The 16,881-nt window shown below is 66.5% G+C and carries 19 protein-coding genes; 12 read left to right on the top strand and 7 right to left on the bottom strand.

Annotation, left to right across the window (positions count from 1 at the left end):
- Positions 1-71 precede the first annotated feature (71 nt).
- Positions 72-1,679: a glucan biosynthesis protein gene (locus ASE63_RS00555; protein ID WP_082609533.1), complete on the bottom strand. Its 1,608-nt coding sequence runs from the start codon at positions 1,677-1,679 to the stop codon at positions 72-74.
- A 796-nt stretch (positions 1,680-2,475) separates the two neighbouring features.
- Here ASE63_RS00555 and ASE63_RS00550 point away from each other — a divergent pair.
- The 4 genes from ASE63_RS00550 to ASE63_RS00535 all read left to right on the top strand — a co-directional run bounded on the left by ASE63_RS00550 (position 2,476) and on the right by ASE63_RS00535 (position 4,998).
- Positions 2,476-2,847 carry a metalloregulator ArsR/SmtB family transcription factor gene (locus tag ASE63_RS00550; protein WP_056794961.1) on the top strand — a complete coding sequence of 124 codons (372 nt, stop codon included), beginning with the start codon at positions 2,476-2,478 and terminating at the stop codon, positions 2,845-2,847.
- Between the two features lie 27 nt (positions 2,848-2,874).
- Positions 2,875-3,315, top strand: coding sequence for an SRPBCC domain-containing protein (locus tag ASE63_RS00545; RefSeq protein ID WP_082609532.1), 441 nt, complete (start codon positions 2,875-2,877; stop codon positions 3,313-3,315).
- Between the two features lie 119 nt (positions 3,316-3,434).
- Positions 3,435-4,187 carry a thioredoxin family protein gene (locus ASE63_RS00540; RefSeq protein ID WP_056794956.1) on the top strand — a complete coding sequence of 251 codons (753 nt, stop codon included), beginning with the start codon at positions 3,435-3,437 and terminating at the stop codon, positions 4,185-4,187.
- Between the two features lie 100 nt (positions 4,188-4,287).
- Positions 4,288-4,998 carry a DUF1428 domain-containing protein gene (locus ASE63_RS00535; protein ID WP_056794953.1) on the top strand — a complete coding sequence of 237 codons (711 nt, stop codon included), beginning with the start codon at positions 4,288-4,290 and terminating at the stop codon, positions 4,996-4,998.
- Between the two features lie 117 nt (positions 4,999-5,115).
- Here the strand turns inward: ASE63_RS00535 and ASE63_RS00530 are convergent, their stop codons facing one another.
- Positions 5,116-6,357, bottom strand: coding sequence for an SMP-30/gluconolactonase/LRE family protein (locus ASE63_RS00530; protein ID WP_056794951.1), 1,242 nt, complete (start codon positions 6,355-6,357; stop codon positions 5,116-5,118).
- A 306-nt stretch (positions 6,358-6,663) separates the two neighbouring features.
- Here ASE63_RS00530 and ASE63_RS00525 point away from each other — a divergent pair, with 306 nt between their 5' ends.
- On the top strand, positions 6,664-7,497 hold the full coding sequence (locus tag ASE63_RS00525) for a sulfite exporter TauE/SafE family protein (protein WP_056794948.1): 834 nt from the start codon (positions 6,664-6,666) through the stop codon (positions 7,495-7,497).
- A gap of 38 nt (positions 7,498-7,535) precedes the next feature.
- Here ASE63_RS00525 and ASE63_RS00520 read toward each other — a convergent pair whose 3' ends face one another.
- The gene (locus tag ASE63_RS00520; protein WP_056794945.1) at positions 7,536-7,724 is read right to left on the bottom strand and encodes a DUF1289 domain-containing protein; all 189 of its coding nucleotides are present in this window, start codon (positions 7,722-7,724) and stop codon (positions 7,536-7,538) included.
- Positions 7,721-8,587 carry an adenosylcobinamide-GDP ribazoletransferase gene (locus tag ASE63_RS00515; RefSeq protein WP_082609531.1) on the bottom strand — a complete coding sequence of 289 codons (867 nt, stop codon included), beginning with the start codon at positions 8,585-8,587 and terminating at the stop codon, positions 7,721-7,723. Before ASE63_RS00515 ends, ASE63_RS00520 begins: the two co-directional genes overlap by 4 nt.
- Positions 8,588-8,683: 96 nt before the next feature.
- On the opposite strand from ASE63_RS00515, the gene cobT reads away from it, so the two are divergent.
- Together cobT and ASE63_RS00505 are read left to right on the top strand one after the other, a co-directional pair.
- Positions 8,684-9,703: a nicotinate-nucleotide--dimethylbenzimidazole phosphoribosyltransferase gene (gene cobT / locus ASE63_RS00510; RefSeq protein WP_056794943.1), complete on the top strand. Its 1,020-nt coding sequence runs from the start codon at positions 8,684-8,686 to the stop codon at positions 9,701-9,703.
- Positions 9,704-9,841: 138 nt separating this feature from the next.
- Positions 9,842-10,510 carry a hypothetical protein gene (locus tag ASE63_RS00505; protein ID WP_056794941.1) on the top strand — a complete coding sequence of 223 codons (669 nt, stop codon included), beginning with the start codon at positions 9,842-9,844 and terminating at the stop codon, positions 10,508-10,510.
- A gap of 13 nt (positions 10,511-10,523) precedes the next feature.
- On the opposite strand, the gene ASE63_RS00500 is transcribed toward ASE63_RS00505, so the two are convergent.
- On the bottom strand, positions 10,524-12,041 hold the full coding sequence (locus tag ASE63_RS00500) for a HAMP domain-containing sensor histidine kinase (protein WP_056794938.1): 1,518 nt from the start codon (positions 12,039-12,041) through the stop codon (positions 10,524-10,526).
- 87 nt (positions 12,042-12,128) lie between these two features.
- On the opposite strand from ASE63_RS00500, the gene ASE63_RS00495 reads away from it, so the two are divergent.
- The 5 genes from ASE63_RS00495 to ASE63_RS00475 all read left to right on the top strand — a co-directional run bounded on the left by ASE63_RS00495 (position 12,129) and on the right by ASE63_RS00475 (position 14,999).
- Positions 12,129-12,680, top strand: a complete 552-nt coding sequence (locus ASE63_RS00495) for a thermonuclease family protein (protein WP_082609530.1) — start codon at positions 12,129-12,131, stop codon at positions 12,678-12,680.
- Between the two features lie 156 nt (positions 12,681-12,836).
- A complete protein-coding gene (locus ASE63_RS00490) occupies positions 12,837-13,448 on the top strand; it encodes a glutathione S-transferase (RefSeq protein WP_056794936.1) in 612 nt (203 codons plus the stop codon).
- The gene (locus tag ASE63_RS00485; protein ID WP_056794933.1) at positions 13,448-13,918 is read left to right on the top strand and encodes a hypothetical protein; all 471 of its coding nucleotides are present in this window, start codon (positions 13,448-13,450) and stop codon (positions 13,916-13,918) included. Before ASE63_RS00490 ends, ASE63_RS00485 begins: the two co-directional genes overlap by 1 nt.
- Positions 13,919-13,944: 26 nt before the next feature.
- On the top strand, positions 13,945-14,376 hold the full coding sequence (locus ASE63_RS00480) for a hypothetical protein (protein ID WP_056794930.1): 432 nt from the start codon (positions 13,945-13,947) through the stop codon (positions 14,374-14,376).
- The gene (locus ASE63_RS00475) at positions 14,373-14,999 is read left to right on the top strand and encodes a uracil-DNA glycosylase family protein (protein WP_056794927.1); all 627 of its coding nucleotides are present in this window, start codon (positions 14,373-14,375) and stop codon (positions 14,997-14,999) included. Before ASE63_RS00480 ends, ASE63_RS00475 begins: the two co-directional genes overlap by 4 nt.
- A gap of 23 nt (positions 15,000-15,022) precedes the next feature.
- Here the strand turns inward: ASE63_RS00475 and ASE63_RS00470 are convergent, their stop codons facing one another.
- Together ASE63_RS00470 and ASE63_RS00465 are read right to left on the bottom strand one after the other, a co-directional pair.
- A complete protein-coding gene (locus ASE63_RS00470; protein WP_056794925.1) occupies positions 15,023-15,409 on the bottom strand; it encodes a hypothetical protein in 387 nt (128 codons plus the stop codon).
- A 207-nt stretch (positions 15,410-15,616) separates the two neighbouring features.
- Complete coding sequence (locus ASE63_RS00465; RefSeq protein WP_056796467.1) at positions 15,617-16,702, bottom strand: TRAP transporter substrate-binding protein; 1,086 nt, start codon at positions 16,700-16,702, stop codon at positions 15,617-15,619.
- Positions 16,703-16,881 lie beyond the last annotated feature (179 nt).

Here is a 16,881-nt window from a genome sequence, read left to right as displayed (position 1 = left end):
TGCGGCGTGCGGGTTAGCGGAAGCCCTCGGCGCAGCGCGGGCAACCGCAATGATACGTGATCCCGGATAGATCAGGGTCGCTTGGGGGAGGGTTCGTTCCTCGGAGGGGTCGATGGCGATGGGCCCTGCGGAACCGACCAGGTGGCGGTCCACGTCTCGCTCAATGTTCGCGTCCGCGCCCTGATGAACATTCTGAGTTCGGCCGATTGGCCATCGGGAAGCGTCGCGTCGACGATCGCCCTGACGCCCTTCGTCTTCGCGTTAAACGTCAGAATCCTGGTCGTGATAGAGCCGCCGGTCGTCGTCACTACGAGCTCAAGGCGCTCCGGATCGTTCTGGTAATAGGCCAGATCGCCGCCCGCGAAGTCCACGATGAAACGCTTCGTGCCGTGCCCGTCGACGATCCCATCTTCGATGTCGGAGCCGTTGAAGGAGTTCTGGACTTGCGCATAGGGATGCAGATGCCAGGTCGTCGATATGGACGAGATGCGATACCCAATCTCCGTAGCTTCACCCGCGGCCAAAGGCTTGTTGGGCGTCCAGCAGGCCACGACGTTGTCGAACGCTTCGTTGTCGGTTGGAATTTCGATGAGGTCGACCCGACCTTCTCCCCACTCGCCCTGAGGCTCTACCCAATAGCCCGGGCGAGCGTCGTATCGGGCCTCGAGATCCTGGTAGCTCCCGAAGTCGCGGTCTCGCTGCATCAGGCCGAAGCCGCGCGGGTTCTTGTCGCCGAAGCTCGAGATGCGCAGGGCCTTCGGGTTGCGAATGGGACGCCAGATCCATTCGCCATTGCCGGACTGCATCATCAGCCCATCGGAGTCGTGAATTTCAGGCCGGAAATCGGTTCGCTGGCTGAGGTCACCTTCACCGGCCTGGAACATCGAGGTCAGCGGTGCGATGCCGAGACGAGGGATCTCCTTGCGCGGGATGATCGTTGCCGTGACATCCACATAGGTTTCCTGTCCCGGGTTGACGACGAACCGATAGGCCCCCGCGACGGACGGGGAATCGAGCAGCGCATAGATGATGAGCTGAGAGGTGTCCCGAGATGGTTCCTCTACCCAGAGCGCCCGCATGAACGGAAACTCCTCCGGCTGCTCGCCTCCGACGTCCAATGCCAGCGAGCGTGCCGACAGGCCGTAGCGATGTCCTCTTCCAATGATCCGGAAATAGCTCGCCCCCAGAAACGAGATGACCTCGTCCTGCACCTTCGGGTCATTGAGGGTTGTCGTGACTGCAAAGCCCGCGAAACCAAGCGACGGCGAGAGGCCCTTGGGCACGGGGACCTTCCCGTATTCGAACAGGCTGGTCGTGAACGGGATCGGGATCGCGTTGCCGTGATTGATGTTGTGGATCTGGACCGGCCGGTTGTGAAGGAAGCCCAGATGGAATGGCAGCAGCCGGAAATCCGACTCTCCATCGCGCCAGAGAGCCTTGTCGCGTCGGAACCGGATCTCGCGATAGCTGTCATATGTCAGCTTGGATAACTCGGCCGGAATCTTTGCGCTTTCCTCATCGAAGGGCTGCTTGGCCAATGCCGTCGCCTGCTGGATAACGTCGTCGTAGCTGAACCCCGCACTGGCTCCCGGCTTCGGCTGAGCCCGTACAGAGGGCGAAGCCAGCGCGCACGCGCTCGACAAGAGAGCCAGGATCAGGCGACGGGAAGGTTGCGGCAATAGCTTGCTCCTGTTCCGAAATGGCGAGGCCAGCGGCTGGCCAAGCCAATTTAGAACGATTGCCGTGTGCAGGGGTTCCGATCCAAAAAACCGAAGGCCCGACTGAAGCCGCCTGGAAACCTAAGAAGTCTGGATGGGGGTGGCACGTTACAGTTTGCGGCGACCGCACTGGTCATTGCGCTTACCGATCGGCCGTCTGACCAAGATTGTACCGGTTGGTCACCTTCACATCCGCATCGTCAACGTGATGCGCTCGGAGGCCGTCCTCGATCGAGAACTGACGGACGCCAAGAGCAGGCGCGATCGCGCAGGCGAACCTGATGCTCTTCTGACATCGCGATCTTCTCCCGTCCCGGGAGCGCCTGCGTCGCCGCAGCCATTCTCCATCCGCCCCCAGGCGCGGGCTTCAACGGCTGCTCGAAAACTGACCGGAAAAAATCCTGCCGCGAGGGTGCGGCAGACTGATGCGTCATTTGCGGTGCGCCGATGCGTCACTAAGGCAAATTATGGTTCCACTCACATTAGTGGTGAGGCAGATCTCCGCTCACATTGGGACGCGCTTTAGGCAGGTAAATCTGACCAAATTTCCGGAGCGCCTACAAATGAGCCAACGACCGGAAAATCTTCGCTCCGATTGCGGACCAGCAGTCTTCCATTCTGGACAGGTCCCGGTGCGCTCCAGCAGGATTGCGGTCGCTTTCTTACACTGCGGCAAACTTCGCCTTTCCCTACAGCGTTTCCGACTGAATCGATTTCGGGCTTGACGTCCCCTGAGTGTCTGCGATAACTTAACTTTATGGTTAAGTTTCAGCAGGCGCAGCTCGACCGCACCTTCTCCGCCCTGTCGGACCCGACGCGGCGGGCGCTGCTCGCGCGGCTGGAGGGCGAGGAGGCCTTGTCGGTCAGCGAGTTGGCGCAGCCCTTCGCGATGTCGCTGCCGGCCGTGATGAAGCATCTCGACGTCCTGTCCCATGCCGGGCTCATCACGCGGACGAAGACGGGACGCACCGTCTCCTGCCGTCTCAATGCCGATCCGATGGAGGAGGCGATGAGCTGGCTCGCACGCTACCAGCGCTTTTGGACGCAGCGCCTTGATGCGCTGGAAGCCCTATTGAACGAACGTCGCCGCGATCCCGCTCCCGGGGAGGGCGGGAGCGGCGGCGCCTGACCGCGAACACTGGGGAAGGCAAGCCCAATGGACAAGAAGCTCGAGACTACGCCGAGCCTGACCCTGAAGCGGCGCCTGAACGCGACGCCTTCCGAAGTCTTTCAGGCCTGGACGGATCCGGAGCTGCTGATGCGCTGGTTCGGGCCCGAGAATGTCGAGACGATGGAGGTGCAGGTCGACCCGCGCCTCGGCGGTTCCTACCGGGTGGTCATGCTGGAGAACACGGGCGAGCGACATGAGGTGTCGGGGACCTATCTCGAATTCGTCCCGGATCAGCGCCTGGTCCTCAGCTGGTCCTGGGTGACGACGCCGGAGCGTGTCTCGCGCGTAACCGTCACGTTCAAGGGCGAGGGCGACGGCACGATTCTGACGCTTCTGCATGAGAAGCTCTTCGACGAGCAGGCGGTCATCGGCCACACCCATGGCTGGACCGGCTCGCTGGTCAAGCTGGAGGCGCTGTTCGCCTGAGCAATGCGATAGCGGCTGGGCGACGCGGGACGAGCACTCCCGTTCGTCGGCTCGTGCCGCAACGATGCCAAAGGGGGAAACCGCCGGGCGAAAGGCCCGCATCACGAGGAGACGCAACGATGCAGCATCAGGTCGTATCCCGAGAGGCATGGATCGCCGCGCGAAAGGCGCATCTTGCCCACGAAAAGGAGTTCACCCGCCAGCGTGACGCGCTCAGCGCCGAGCGCCGCGCCTTGCCCTGGGTCAGGATCGACAAGAACTATGTCTTCGAGGGCGCGAACGGGCGCCGGACGCTCGCCGAGCTCTTCGGCGCCAACAGCCAGCTTGTGATCTACCATTTCATGTTCGGGCCGGGATGGAAGGAGGGCTGCCCGGGCTGTTCGTTCCTGGCCGACCATTTCGACGGCCCCAACCAGCATCTGAGACATCACGATGTCAGCCTCGTCGCGGTCTCGCATGCGCCCTATGCCGAGTTCCAGCCGTTCCGGAAACGCATGGGCTGGGAATTCGACTGGGTGTCCTCGGCCGGCAGCGACTTCAACGCCGATTTCCACGTCTCGCCCAGCCCGGAGGAGAAGGCCGCCGGGCGCTACGAGTACAACTACGAGATGCATGACGGCGAGGGCGGCGAGATGCCGGGCTTCAGCGTCTTCTATCGCGACGACAAGGGCGATATCTTCCACACCTACTCGACCTATGGTCGCGGCGGCGACCTCCTGATCGGAGCCTACAACGTCCTCGACATGACGCCGAAGGGCCGCAACGAGCAGGAAATCATGGACTGGATGCGCCATCACGATCGCTACGAGGACAAGCCGGCGTCGCGCGCCAGGATCATGCCTGTGGGGTCGGTCGCGTCCTGCTGCGGCTGACGAACCTATCGCGGCAAAGCGCGTTATCCGGCGACTTGCCTTCATCCACCGAGAGATGCGGCCGGCGTCCGGCTGGCCGCCAGCAAGGGAGATCGATGCAATGTCTTATGTCGATGGTTTCGTCGTGGCCGTCCCGGCCGCGAACAAGGATGTCTACCGCGAGCACGCAACGAAGGCCTGGGACCTGTTTAAGGAATTCGGAGCGACCCGCATGGTCGAGGCCTGGGGCGACGATGTCCCGGACGGCAAGCTCACGGACTTCAAGGGGGCTGTGAAGGCCAATCCCGACGAGGTCGTGGTGTTCTCCTGGATCGAGTATCCCGACCGCGCCACCCGCGACAGCGTCGGCGAGAAGATGATGGCCGACCCGCGCATGAAGCAGATGGGCGAGATGCCGTTCGACGGGAAGCGCATGATCTATGGCGGCTTCGCGAATCTCGTCGAGGAAGGCCGGGGCGGCACCATGGGCTATGTCGATGGCATGCTCGCCGCCGTGCCCAACGAGCGGAAGGGCGATTATCAGGCCTTTTCGGCGGAATGCGCAGCCTTGTTCAAGGAGCACGGCGCGACGCGCGTCGTCGATGCGTGGGGCGACGACGTCCCCGACGGCAAGGTCACGGATTTCAAGGGGGCGGTGAAGGCCGAGCCCGGCGAGACCGTCGCCTTTTCGTGGATCGAATGGCCCTCGAAGCAGGCGCGCGACGAGGGCTGGGGCAAGCTGATGCAGGACCCGCGCATGGCGTCCAAGACCATGCCCTTCGATGGCAAGCGCATGATCCATGGCGGTTTCGCGCCGATCCTCGACGCTTGAACCGAAAGCACACGCCGTCATTGCGAGCGAAGCGAAGCAATCCAGGGGGACGTAGAGCGCTGCCGCCCCTGAATTGCTTCGTCGCAAACTCTCCTCGAATGACGGCTATCTCGCGCCTCAGGCCGGCGCCGCGCCCTGGGTCGCGAGATAAAGCGCGTAGATCGACTGGCTCGCGGCCATGAACAGCCGGTTCCGCTTCGGCCCGCCGAAGCAGACATTGCCGCAGACCTCCGGCAGGCGGATGCGGCCGATCAGCTTGCCGGCGGGATTGAAGACGTTGACGCCGTTATAGCCGACATTGCGCCCGGCATTGGACGAGGCCCAGAGGTTGCCTTCGACATCGCAGCGCAAGCCGTCGGGCCCGCAATTGATGCCGTCGAACATGCAATCCGAGAAGACCCGGCCGTTGCTGAGCTTGTTGTCGGTGCCGACGTCGAAGACATGGATGTCGCCCTTGCCGCCGGGGCCGGAGTCGCCCGGGCCCTTGCCGGTCGAGGCGATGTAGAGCTTCTTGAAGTCTGGCGAGAAGCACAGGCCGTTGGGGTCGGGCACCTGCGATTCCGGCACGACGAGATCGACGCGCCCGCTCGGATCGAGCCGATAGGTGTTGGTCGGCAGCTCCCGCTTGAACTCGCCGATACCGGGCAACTGGCCGAGGCGGGGATTGATCTTGCCGTTGGCGTTGCTCGGGCCGCCGGCCGCATCGGGGGCTCCCTCATAGAGCTGGCCGCCATAGGGCGGATCGGTGAACCAGTAGCTTCCGTCGGGGTGGGCGACGATGTCGTTGGGCGAATTCAGCCGCTTGCCGTCGAAGCGCTCGGCAATAACGGTCGCCGAGCCGTCGAGCTCATAGCGCACGACGCGTCGGTTGAGGTGTTCGCAGGAGAGCTGCCGGCCCTGGAAGTCGAAGCTGTTGCCGTTGCTGTTGCCGGACGGCGACCGGAAGACGGTGACGTGGCCGTCATCCTCGATCCAGCGCATCTGCCGGTTGCGCGGGATGTCGCTCCAGACAAGGTATTTGCCCTGGGCGTTCCAGGCCGGTCCTTCGCACCAGAGCCCGCCGGTCCAGATCCGCTGGATAGGAGCGTTGGGCTGGGCCAGCCCGTTGAAGACCGGATCGACGGCGATGACGTCGGGATCCCAGAAATAGGTCGTCGGCGCGCCGCGCCGGCTGAAGTCGCGTGGCGGGGTGGTGATCGTGGTCGGAGGGGCGGCCGGCGCCGCGGCGGGCTGGGCGAGGGCGGAGCCGGCGGTCGCGGCGAGCGCTCCGAGCCCGGCCGCATGGATCAGCGTCCGTCGGGAAAGCACCGCAGCTTGCGGCGGCATGAGGTCGCAGTCGTGAGCAGATTGGCCTGTCATACTTTACCTCCCGTGATTTGTGGTTGTCCGAGCCGGCGTCGTCCCGGGTCGCTGTTGCTCCTGCCCTTCTCCTTTCACGCGCGCCCGACCTACCGGCACGGCCAGCAGCCTATAGATCATCGCCCTGTCTGTCCCGCCGCCAGGTGACGTAGGGTCCGCATGCGGAGCATTGGCGTCTCCGGTCTCGGGCACCGTTCTTGCTTCCCTCGAAGGACTGCGTCGCTGCATACCGCTCAAGCTCAGGCGTGCTTGCCCCGGGCCGGGAAATCGCCCACAGCAGCGGCGAATTATTTCGGATCGGGTTACATGTTTGCTGGAATATCGGTCGAGGAACTCGTTTTCCTCGCTGCCTCTCTTGTTGCCGCCGGTGCCGCCACTGGCGTTCTGGCGGGTCTCTTCGGCGTCGGCGGCGGGGCGGTCATCGTGCCGATCCTCTACGAGGTCTTTCGCGTCATCGGCGTGCCCGAGGATATCCGCATGCCTCTCTGCGTCGGCACCTCGTTGGCGATCATCATCCCGACCTCGATCCGCTCCTTCAACGCCCACCGGGCCAAGGGCCTGGTCGATATCTCGATCCTGAAGATCTGGGCGCTGCCCGTTGTGCTCGGCGTCATGGCCGGCAGCTACATCGCCCGCTTCGCGCCGGCCGACCTGTTCAAGATCGTCTTCGTGGTCGTCGCCGTTGCCAGCGCGCTGCGTCTTCTCTTCGCCTCCGACCGCTGGAAGCTCGGCACGGAGATGCCGGGCAAGGTGCTGATGTCCGTCTATGGCTCGGTCATCGGCGTGCTCTCCGCCCTGATGGGCATCGGCGGGGGCCAGCTATCGAGCCTGTTCATGACCTTCTATGGCCGCCCGATTCATCAGGCAGTCGCGACGTCGTCCGGCCTCGGCGTGCTGATCTCGATCCCGGGCGCGCTCGGCTACATCTATGCCGGCTGGCCGAAGATGGACGTGCTGCCGCCGCTCTCGCTCGGCTATGTCTCGCTGATCGGCTTCCTGCTCTTCATCCCGACCTCGATCTGGACCGCTCCCATGGGCGCACGCCTCGCGCACCGGCTTTCCAAGCGCAAGCTGGAGGTTGTCTTCGGGCTGTTCCTGCTGGTGGTGGCCAGTCGCTTCATCTGGTCGCTCCTGGCCTGAGCGAAGGGGAGCGGCGACGTTCCATTGGCGCTATGGCGTCAGCGGAAACGTTCCGGTTCACTCGTCGCCAAGCGACCCGGCAGTTCCCGCATGATCTCGAGCCGCTCCGCCTCGCTCATCCGCGGCCAGCCTGCAATCTCGGCTAACGTTCGCCCGCAGCCTTCACACAGCCTGCGGGCCTGATCGATCACGCAGATCCTGATGCAGGGCGTGGAAACGCCGCTCATTTCCCGGCAAGTCCCAGCGCCAACGCGAAGCCGAGATAGATCGCGATCTCGGCGAGTTGCTGGGCCGCGCCGAGGATATCGCCGGTCTGGCCGCCGATCAGCCGCCTGCTCGATCCTGCGATGACCCTGGCGGCCAGGCTGGCGAGCAGGAGGCCGCCGACAAGGCCTGCGATCGGCAGAGCGGATGCAAGCGTGACGGCGCTGGCGAGGGCTGCCGAAAGCGTCAGCGCGAAGAATGCGGTGCTCCGCGTCGGTTGGCCCACAGCCGCGGCCGTGCCGACGCTGCGGGCAGGCGGCTCGGTCGCCAGCAGGCGCAAGCCCTCGGCTCGGGACCAGGGCGCGGCGGCGATGACCGCCACCGCCGCCGCCCAGGCACCGGCCGCCTCCAGGATCGACGCGAGCGCCGCTACCCGCAGCAGCAGCGAGAGCACGAGCGCGATCGCACCATAGGAGCCGACGCGGCTGTCCTTCATGATCTCGAGCCGGCGCTCCGGCGTATGGCCGCCGAACAGCCCGTCGGCGCTGTCGGCGAGGCCGTCCTCGTGAAGGGCGCCCGTCGTCAGCGCAAACACCGTTACCGCAAGCCCGGCGGCGAGCGCCGCGCTGACGCCGGCAAGCGCGGCGCCCAGCAGAACCAGCGCCGCCGGCAGCGCGATCACGACTGCCGCGAAGGGCAGCGCGCGCGGCACGATGCGGAAATCCGGCAGGCCGTGGAGATCGTTTTCCCCGTGCAGGCGTGGCACCTGCAAGCGGGAATAGAAGCGGATGCAGATCGCGGTCGCGACCGGCCAGCCCGGCCATGACGGGGGGCTCGGCGTATCCTCCGGCGTTGCGCCTGCGATCTCGTCCTGCGCATCGGCCATGGCGCCGTCCTCGATTGTCTTCGCGAGCCGCAGCCTATAGCAGCAGCCACGGCCCCGCCGCCACGCCCGGCCGCCCTTTCCATCTGGATCACTGCCATGGCCGCTTCAGGACTTCCCTTCGACGACATTCGCGAACTCATTGCCGCGATGCCGGGCCCGGACATGGCCGCCGCCAATGCCGTCCGCGCCCGCGACAAGGACCTGACCAAGCCGGCCGGAAGCCTCGGCCGCATGGAGGAGATAGCCGAATGGCTCGCCGCCTGGCAGGGCAAGGCGAAGCCGAGCGTCGACCGGCCGCTGGTCTGCGTCTTCGCCGGGAACCACGGTGTCGTCGCGCAGGGCGTCTCGGCCTTTCCACAGGCCGTGACCCGCCAGATGCTGGAGAATTTCGCTGCCGGCGGCGCGGCCATCAACCAGATCTGCGCCGCCTTCGACCTCGGCTTCAAGGTCTTCGACCTCGCGCTCGATCTGCCGACCGGCGATTTCACGCAAGGCGACGCCCTCGACGAGCGCGCCTGCGTCGCCACCATGGCTTTCGGCATGGAAGCGCTGGTCGGCGGCACGGACCTGCTCTGCCTCGGCGAGATGGGCATCGGCAACACCACCTCGGCGGCGGCGATCTATGCCGCGCTCTATGGCGGCGATGCGACCTTGTGGTGCGGGCGCGGCACCGGCCTCGACGACGCCGGCCTGAAGCGCAAGGTCGCGGCCGTGGAGGCCGGGCTCGCGTTGCACGGCGCCCATCTCAAGGACCCGCTGGAGGTGCTGCGCCGCCTCGGCGGACGCGAGATCGCGGCGATCTGCGGCGCCATCATCGCCGCCCGCTCGCAGCGCATCCCGGTGATCCTCGACGGCTATGTCGTGACGGCCGCTGCCGCGATCCTGCACGCGCTCGACCCGTCCGCGATCGACCACTGCCTCGCCGGCCACCTCTCGGCCGAAGGCGCGCATCGCGATGTCCTGGCCCATCTCGGCAAGCAACCGTTGCTGGCGCTCGACATGCGGCTGGGCGAGGGGACGGGCGCCGCGCTGGCGGCCAGCCTCGTCAAGGCTGCGGCAGCGATCCATGGCGGCATGGCGACCTTCGCGCAGGCCGGCGTCGCGGGCAAGGAGTAGCCACGGCACCGCGCGGCGAGGGGTAGTCCGGCCGTCGCCTTGCCGATCCCGGGATATGCTGACACGCTGACTGCGGTCGTCCCGAGCGGCCGCATCCGCGAGACCGCTCCCGGGGACGCGAAGCCACGGGAGAGACACATGACGCGCGCAAGCTGTTTCGGCCTGGTTGCGGCAGCCGGGCTTTTGGGACTCGTCGCCGGTCCGGCAGACGCCCAGACGGCCGGCATGACCTTCTTCGTCACCAGCGCCGGCTCCGGTAAGGGGGCCGATCTCGGCGGGCTCGCCGGAGCGGACGCCATCTGCCAGCGGCTCGCCCAGGCGGCGGGCGCCGGCGGCAAGACCTGGCGGGCCTATCTCTCGACCCAGGCCGCGGGCGGCGTACCGGCGGTCAACGCCCGGGACCGCATCGGGGCCGGACCGTGGCAGAACGCCAAGGGCGCGGTCGTCGCCGCGAGCCTCGCCGATCTGCATGGCGGCGCCGCCAATCTCACCAAGCAGACCGCGCTCAACGAGAAGGGCGAGCCGGTCAACGGCCGCGGCGACACCCCGAACCAGCACGACATGCTGACGGGTTCGCAGGCGGACGGCACCGCCTTCGGGCCGGGCGAGGATCGCACCTGCGGCAACTACACCCTGAGCGGCACGGAGGGCGCGGTGATGATGGGCCACCACGACCGCACGGGGCTGGACGATACGCCGCCTTCGAAATCCTGGAACACTTCCCATCTGTCGCGTGGCGGCTGCAGCCAGGAGGCCCTGCGCGGAACTGGGGGCGGCGGCCTGTTCTACTGCTTCGCCAGTAACTGACGAGGCTGCCGGCTCACGCCGCCCGCGTCGCCGGCTGCGGCAGCGCCGCGAGCGTGTCCATCACGCGCACCGGCGGCAGCGTGACTGTCACCTCCGTTCCGGCGCGTGGCTTCGACTTCAGGTTGAAGCCGCCGCCATGCAGGTCGATCAGCCCCTTCACGATCGGCAGGCCGAGGCCCGAGCCCTGCTCGGCGGTCTTGATCGCCAGCGAGCCACGCCCGAAGCTCTGCAGCACGATCGGGATCTCTTCCTCGGGGATGCCGGGGCCGGTGTCCGTGACAGAGACATATTGCCCGCCGTTGACGGTCCAGCCGACCTTGACGGTGATCTCGCCGCCGGGGGGGGTGAACTTGATCGCGTTGGAGAGCAGGTTGAGGACGACCTGCCGGATCGCGCGCTCGTCGGCCCAGACGCGCGGCAGGTCCGGCTCGACGGCCTCCCGAATGCTCTGGCCCTTGGTCTTGGCACGCAGCTTGAGCATGTGCCGGCAATCATCGACGATTCCGGCGAGCGAGATCGCCTCCTCGTTCAGTTCGTATTTGCCGGCCTCGATGCGCGACAGGTCGAGGATCTCGTTGATCAGTTCGAGCAGGTGCTGGCCCGAGCCGTGGATGTCGGCCGAATATTCCTTGTAGGCCGCATTGGCATGCCCGCCGAAAACCTCGTTCTTCATGACCTCGGAGAAGCCGAGGATCGCGTTGAGCGGGGTCCGCAGTTCATGGCTCATCGTCGCGAGGAAGCGCGACTTGGCGAGATTGGCTTCCTCGGCCTTGCGCCTGGCCTCGTCGGAATTGGCGTTGGCGGTCTCGAGTTCGGCGATCAGTGCGTCCTTTTCCGCCCGGAAGGCGATGGTCGAGACGGAGCTGACATGGAGCCGGTGCGCGAGGAAGACGAAGAAGAGCTGTGCCGAGCCCGCCATGACCGCGGTGGTCAGGCTGTCGATCTCGGTGCGCCCCCAGAAGAAGGCCGCCGTCCCGAATGTGATCGGTGCGAGGCCGGCATAGACCGCGACGGGGATGGATGCGGCCACCATCACCGTCAGCGCGCTGACGATCAGCAGCGTGGTGGTGACGAAGATGTTGGCGCCCGGCGCATCGACCTGCGCGAACACGACGAGGATCAGCGCCCAGGAGCTGCCATGCAGGCATTCGCCGAGCGCAAACATCCGGCGCCAGCGGCGGATCGCGAGGTCGCCGGCGGGTTGCGCCAGGAAGCGGCGGCACATCAGCAGCATCACGGTGGTTGCGAGCAGCACGGCGCCGATCCAGGGAACCGCCTGGTAGACCGGTACCCAGAAGCACGACGCCGCAGCGATGCCGACGGCCAGCACCAGCGTGCCGACCGAGCCGCTGATCCGGTATTCGGCGAAGACGCGCAGCAATTCGTAGTCGAAGGCGCGTTCGAGGCCGGTCGACGAGGTCAGGCGCTCGCGGATCGATTTGACCTCGCGGCTGACATGCTTGCGGCGCGCAAGGGCGCGCGGGTCCGGACCCCGCCCACGCTGCACCTGTTCGGCCGTCACTTCAGGCATGACGAAAGACGCAACTCTTCCTCTTCCCGTGCGCAGGATGCGCTACGGGCTCGCTATCATGGTCGGCAAATCGTTAAGCTCTTCCTGATGACGCGCTTCGGAATCAACCATTCGAAATTCGGTCCGCTCGGCTGGCGGCGCGTCAGCCGTCCGGTGGACATCGTCGTGGCGCTCGGCCTCGTCGGCCTGCTGGCGATTGCCGGGGGCGTGCTGCAGTACCGGCTGGGCCCGGCGCGAACGCTCGTCGGCGCGGCGCGTGTCATCGATGGCGATTCGCTCCGGCTCGCCGGCGAGGAATTGCGCCTGCAGGGCCTCGACGCGCCGGAACTGCGGCAGAGTGGCACCGACGGCTCCGGCCGGACGGTCGATTGCGGCCGCATGGCCCGCCGGGCGCTCGAGCGGCTTCTGGCGCGCGGCATCGTTACCTGCGAGATCGGCAAGGTCGACCGCTATGGCCGCGGCCTCGCGCAGTGCCGCCAGGGTGAGACCGATATCAATGCGACGCTGGTGCGCGAGGGGCACGCCGTGGCCTATGGCGGCTATCGCGCCGAGGAAGCGCAGGCGAAGGCGGCCGGGCGCGGCATCTGGGCCTACCGTTTCGAGCCCCCGGAGAGTTGGCGGCGGGCGCAGGGGCGTTGATACATCGGCCCGAAAAGTCGAGGCCGGTTTTCGGAAGAAGCCGATGCTTGAGATCAGCGGGTTGCTGCCACAGAACCATCACGAAAGCCCCTGAAAGGATTGACGCTCCGGGCTCGGGCATGGTCGGGTCGCGCGGCATTCGCGGAGAGAACCACGATGAAGCTCTATGATGGCGGTCGCGCGCCCAATCCGCGACGGGTGCGGATATTCTTCGCCGAGAAGGGCGTGCCGCTTCCGGAACTCGTTCCGGTCGACATCGCCAAGAAGGAGCACAGGAGCGAGGCCTTCACCCGGCTGAACCCGTCCCAGCGCCTGCCGGTTATGGTGCTCGACGACGGCACCGCTCTCGCCGAGACGATCGCGATCTGCCGCTATGTCGAGAGCCTGCACCCGCAGCCGCCGCTCTTCGGCAGGGATGCCAGGGAACAGGCCCTGATCGAGATGTGGAACAGGCGCGTCGAGCTTGGCCTGTTCACGGCTGTCTCGGCGGTGTTCCGGCACTCCCACCCGGCGATGGCCGAGCTCGAGGACCAGGTGCCGGAATGGGCGGAGGCCAATCGCGAGCAGATCGACGACCATCTCCTGCTTCTCGACCTGCAGCTTGCCGCCAACCCCTATCTCTGTGGCGAGGAACTGACGGTCGCGGATATCACCGCCGGCATCGCCATCGACTTCATGAAGCCCTCGCGCATCCCCCTGCCGGAGGATTTCGCTCATGTCCGGCGCTGGCATGGCGAGCTCTCGGCGCGGCCGAGCTGGAAGGCCTGATGCTGATACGCCTGCTCATGCTGGTGGCGCTGGCGCTACCCTTCGCCCCAGCGTCGGCCGCCGAGCGTCTCGGCGGCGAGGCGATCCGGCGTGCCTTCGAGGGCAATACGGTCAGCGGCCGTTACACCAATGGCGGCTTCTTCACCGAATATCACGAGCCCGACGGGCGTGCGCTCGGCCATAATGGCTGGCAGCCCAACCGCGATGCCTGCTGGACCACCAGGGCCGACCAGGTCTGCTATTATTACGGCCCGCAGAGCGACCGAACGGTGCATTGCTTCACGGTCGAGCAGAACCGCGACCTCTACGTGCTGCGCAATGCCGGCAATGGCCAGATCAATGCCCTGGCAACCGTCGAACTCGGCAATCCGCGCAAGCACGGCGACAATGGCGAGGCCTGGTATTGCGACGGCCTGATCTCGAAGGCACCGGAGCCGCCGATGTCGCGCCGGCGCTTCGCAGCGCGCTGATGCGGGGCCTTGCCGTTGCATTGGCCATGCTCCTGTCTGTCGCCGACGCCGCGGCGGCCGAGCGGCTGGACGGCGAGGCGATCCGTCGCGCCTTCGAGGGCAACACGGTCGCGGGGCGCTATTCCGGCAGCAACCAGCCCTTCAGCGAGCATCACCACCGCGATGGCCGCGCCACCGGCCATAACCGCGGCGTGCCGAACCGCGACGCCTGCTGGACGACGACGAGCGATGCGGTCTGCTACTACTACGGGCCGCATGAGACCCGCCGGACGTACTGCTTCACCGTCGAGCGCAGCGGACGCCTTTACATCCTGCGCAGCCGCCTGAGCGGGCGCATCAACGGCATGGCGACGGTCGAGCCGGGCGATCCCGAGGGCGCCAACGCGGGGCCGGCGACCTGGAGCTGCGACGGGCTGATTTCGCGCGTTCCTGGCGGGGCGCTTCTGGCCAGGCGATGACGGAAGGGGAAAGCCTCGACGCGGTGCTGCACGCCCTGCGCGCCTGTCGCATCTGCCGCGATGCGCCGCTCTATCTGCCGCCGCTGCCGCACCAGCCCCGGCCGGTGATCCAGGCTTCGGCTACAGCGCGGCTGTGCATTGCCGGCCAGGCTCCCGGCACCCGCGTCCATGCCAGCGGGCGGCCCTTCACCGATCCGTCCGGCGTGCGCCTGCGCCGCTGGCTCGGCATCGACGAGGCCGTCTTCTACGACGCGGCCAAGGTCGCGGTCGTGCCGATGGGCCATTGCTTCCCGGGGCTCGATGCGAAGGGCGGCGACCTGCCACCGCGGCGCGAATGCGCGCCGACCTGGCGCGCCCGTGTCTTTGCCGCGATGCCTTCCGTCGAACTCGTCCTTGCGATCGGCCGCTATGCTCAGGCCTGGCATCTCGGCCCGCAGGCGGGGGCGAAGCTCTCGGCGACCGTCGGGGACTGGCGTGCGATTCTGGAACGGCCGGGCCGACCGCGGGTCCTGCCCATGCCGCATCCGTCCTGGCGCAACAACGCCTGGCTGAAGCGCAATCCCTGGTTCGAGGACGAACTCGTGCCCGTGCTGCGAGAGGAAGTGGCGCGGCTCGTCGGATGACGGTCGAGCGCCGAAGCCGGCGGTCAGCGGTACTGGTAGCTGCCCGATTCCAGGTTGCGGTCGATCTGGCCGCGCATCCGCACCACCGTCCTCACCTCGCCGATGCCGGACTGGCCGCGGCCTTCGAACTGGACGAGGCCGCCGACGTTCGAGCCATAGCCGCTCCGCGAGCTCTTGCCGAATTCAACCCGGACCGAACCGCCGGCCCGCACGCAGAAGGACGAACCCTCGACGCGTAAGAAGCCCGGCCCGTATTCGGGGCAGGGCCGTGCCGCATTGCGCTCGGCATGGGCAGGCTTGAACCGCTCCTGGACCTGGGCGCGCCCCGGCAGTGGTTGGCCGATCGACTGCGCCTGCGCCCCCGCGGCGGCGAGAAGGACGGAGAGCGAGAGGCCGGCGAGACGGAGCATGGCGAGGATCCGGAATCAGATGATCGCCGGATAGCGCCCCGGAAGGGCGGGATCGTGGCGACACGCAGAACATAGGCGCCGCGCCGGCGGCAGGAAACCCGGCCTCGCGCAATTGGCATCGGGGAGGGCGCCGGCACGAAAAAGCCCGGCCGAAGCCGGGCTTGATCGGTGCCGTCCCGGCGCGGCAAGCGCGCCGGCCAGCCTGTGTCAACGGGCGCGGGTGCGCACCTGGAACACGTCGAAGGACAGTTCCGCAACCTGCCACCAGAGGTACTGGTCGTTGCGGAAAGTCTGCATCGCCTCGATCATCTTCTTGAAGTCGGGGTTCTTGGCCGAGATCTCGGTGTAGAGCTCGTTCGACGCCTTCAGCGAGGCTTCAAGGATCTCCTGCGAGAACGGGCGCAGCTGCGCGCCAGCGCCGACCAGGCGCTTGAGCGCGGGCGGGTTCTGCACGTCGTAGCGCGCGGTCATATGCGTGGTCGCATAGGCGCCCGCCGCCTTGAGCGCGGCTTGGTAGTTCTTCGGCAGCGAGTTCCACTTCTCGATGTTGATGAAGGAGTGGACCGCCGGGCCGCCTTCCCAGAAGCCGGGATAGTAGTAGTAAGGCGCAACCTTGGCGAAGCCGAGCTTCTCGTCGTCATAGGGGCCGACCCATTCGGCGCCGTCGATCGTGCCCTTCTCGAGCGCAGGGTAAATGTCGCCGCCAGCGAGCTGCTGCGGCACCACGCCGAGCTTCTGCAGCACGTTTCCGGCGATGCCGGCGATGCGCATCTTCAGGCCCTGCAGATCGGCGACGGTCTTGATCTCCTTGCGGAACCAGCCGCCCATCTGGCAGCCGGTGTTGCCGGTCTGGACGCCGACGACGTTGAACTTCTTCCAGAACTCGTTGAACATCGCCTCGCCGCCGCCTTCCGCGATCCAGGCGTTCTGCTGGCGGGTGTTGAGGCCGAACGGCACGGAGGAGGGGATCGCGAAGGTCGGGTCCTTGCCGACATAGTAGTAGGAAACGGTGTGGCAGCACTCGACCGTGCCGTTCGACACCGCGTCGAGCGCCTGCAGGCCCGGGACGATCTCGCCCGCCGCGAAGACCTGGATCTGGAACTTGCCGTCGGTCAGCTCGGAGACCATCTTGGCCATCGTCTCGCCGGCGCCGTAGATCGTGTCGAGCGACTTGGGGAAGCTCGACGCCATGCGCCATTTGATCTCCGGATTCGCTTGCGCGATCGCAGGCGAGGCGATCGTGGCGGCGGCTGCGCCGGCGGTTGCGGTCTGCAGAAACTGACGGCGCTTCATAAAGGGCATCTCCTCGATATGCCTCGGATTTCCGAGCATTTGTGGCATTGGCAGGCAGCTCGATGGCGCTCGCCGGAAACTTGGACACGCGCTGCGCATTTCTAGAGGAACGGCGTACCAATCGCGAGCGTTTTCAAAGCCGTGTCTTTCGACTTTCGGCTAGTGTCGCGTGAAGTTGC

Origin of the sequence: Allobosea sp. Root381, from assembly GCF_001429395.1 — a bacterium.
GTDB lineage: Bacteria > Pseudomonadota > Alphaproteobacteria > Rhizobiales > Beijerinckiaceae > Allobosea.
This window is presented reverse-complemented; position numbering and strand designations above follow the sequence as displayed.

Excerpts from the sequence above, each read along its gene's own strand:
- ASE63_RS00550 (WP_056794961.1), top strand. The coding sequence starts at position 2,476 with ATGGTTAAGTTTCAGCAGGCGCAGCTCGACCGCACCTTCTCCGCCCTG.
- ASE63_RS00545 (WP_082609532.1), top strand. The coding sequence starts at position 2,875 with ATGGACAAGAAGCTCGAGACTACGCCGAGCCTGACCCTGAAGCGGCGC.
- ASE63_RS00540 (WP_056794956.1), top strand. The coding sequence starts at position 3,435 with ATGCAGCATCAGGTCGTATCCCGAGAGGCATGGATCGCCGCGCGAAAG.
- ASE63_RS00535 (WP_056794953.1), top strand. The coding sequence starts at position 4,288 with ATGTCTTATGTCGATGGTTTCGTCGTGGCCGTCCCGGCCGCGAACAAG.
- ASE63_RS00530 (WP_056794951.1), bottom strand. The coding sequence starts at position 6,357 with ATGACAGGCCAATCTGCTCACGACTGCGACCTCATGCCGCCGCAAGCT.
- ASE63_RS00525 (WP_056794948.1), top strand. The coding sequence starts at position 6,664 with ATGTTTGCTGGAATATCGGTCGAGGAACTCGTTTTCCTCGCTGCCTCT.
- ASE63_RS00520 (WP_056794945.1), bottom strand. The coding sequence starts at position 7,724 with ATGAGCGGCGTTTCCACGCCCTGCATCAGGATCTGCGTGATCGATCAG.
- ASE63_RS00515 (WP_082609531.1), bottom strand. The coding sequence starts at position 8,587 with ATGGCCGATGCGCAGGACGAGATCGCAGGCGCAACGCCGGAGGATACG.
- cobT (WP_056794943.1), top strand. The coding sequence starts at position 8,684 with ATGGCCGCTTCAGGACTTCCCTTCGACGACATTCGCGAACTCATTGCC.
- ASE63_RS00505 (WP_056794941.1), top strand. The coding sequence starts at position 9,842 with ATGACGCGCGCAAGCTGTTTCGGCCTGGTTGCGGCAGCCGGGCTTTTG.
- ASE63_RS00500 (WP_056794938.1), bottom strand. The coding sequence starts at position 12,041 with ATGCCTGAAGTGACGGCCGAACAGGTGCAGCGTGGGCGGGGTCCGGAC.
- ASE63_RS00495 (WP_082609530.1), top strand. The coding sequence starts at position 12,129 with ATGACGCGCTTCGGAATCAACCATTCGAAATTCGGTCCGCTCGGCTGG.
- ASE63_RS00490 (WP_056794936.1), top strand. The coding sequence starts at position 12,837 with ATGAAGCTCTATGATGGCGGTCGCGCGCCCAATCCGCGACGGGTGCGG.
- ASE63_RS00485 (WP_056794933.1), top strand. The coding sequence starts at position 13,448 with ATGCTGATACGCCTGCTCATGCTGGTGGCGCTGGCGCTACCCTTCGCC.
- ASE63_RS00480 (WP_056794930.1), top strand. The coding sequence starts at position 13,945 with ATGCTCCTGTCTGTCGCCGACGCCGCGGCGGCCGAGCGGCTGGACGGC.
- ASE63_RS00475 (WP_056794927.1), top strand. The coding sequence starts at position 14,373 with ATGACGGAAGGGGAAAGCCTCGACGCGGTGCTGCACGCCCTGCGCGCC.
- ASE63_RS00470 (WP_056794925.1), bottom strand. The coding sequence starts at position 15,409 with ATGCTCCGTCTCGCCGGCCTCTCGCTCTCCGTCCTTCTCGCCGCCGCG.
- ASE63_RS00465 (WP_056796467.1), bottom strand. The coding sequence starts at position 16,702 with ATGAAGCGCCGTCAGTTTCTGCAGACCGCAACCGCCGGCGCAGCCGCC.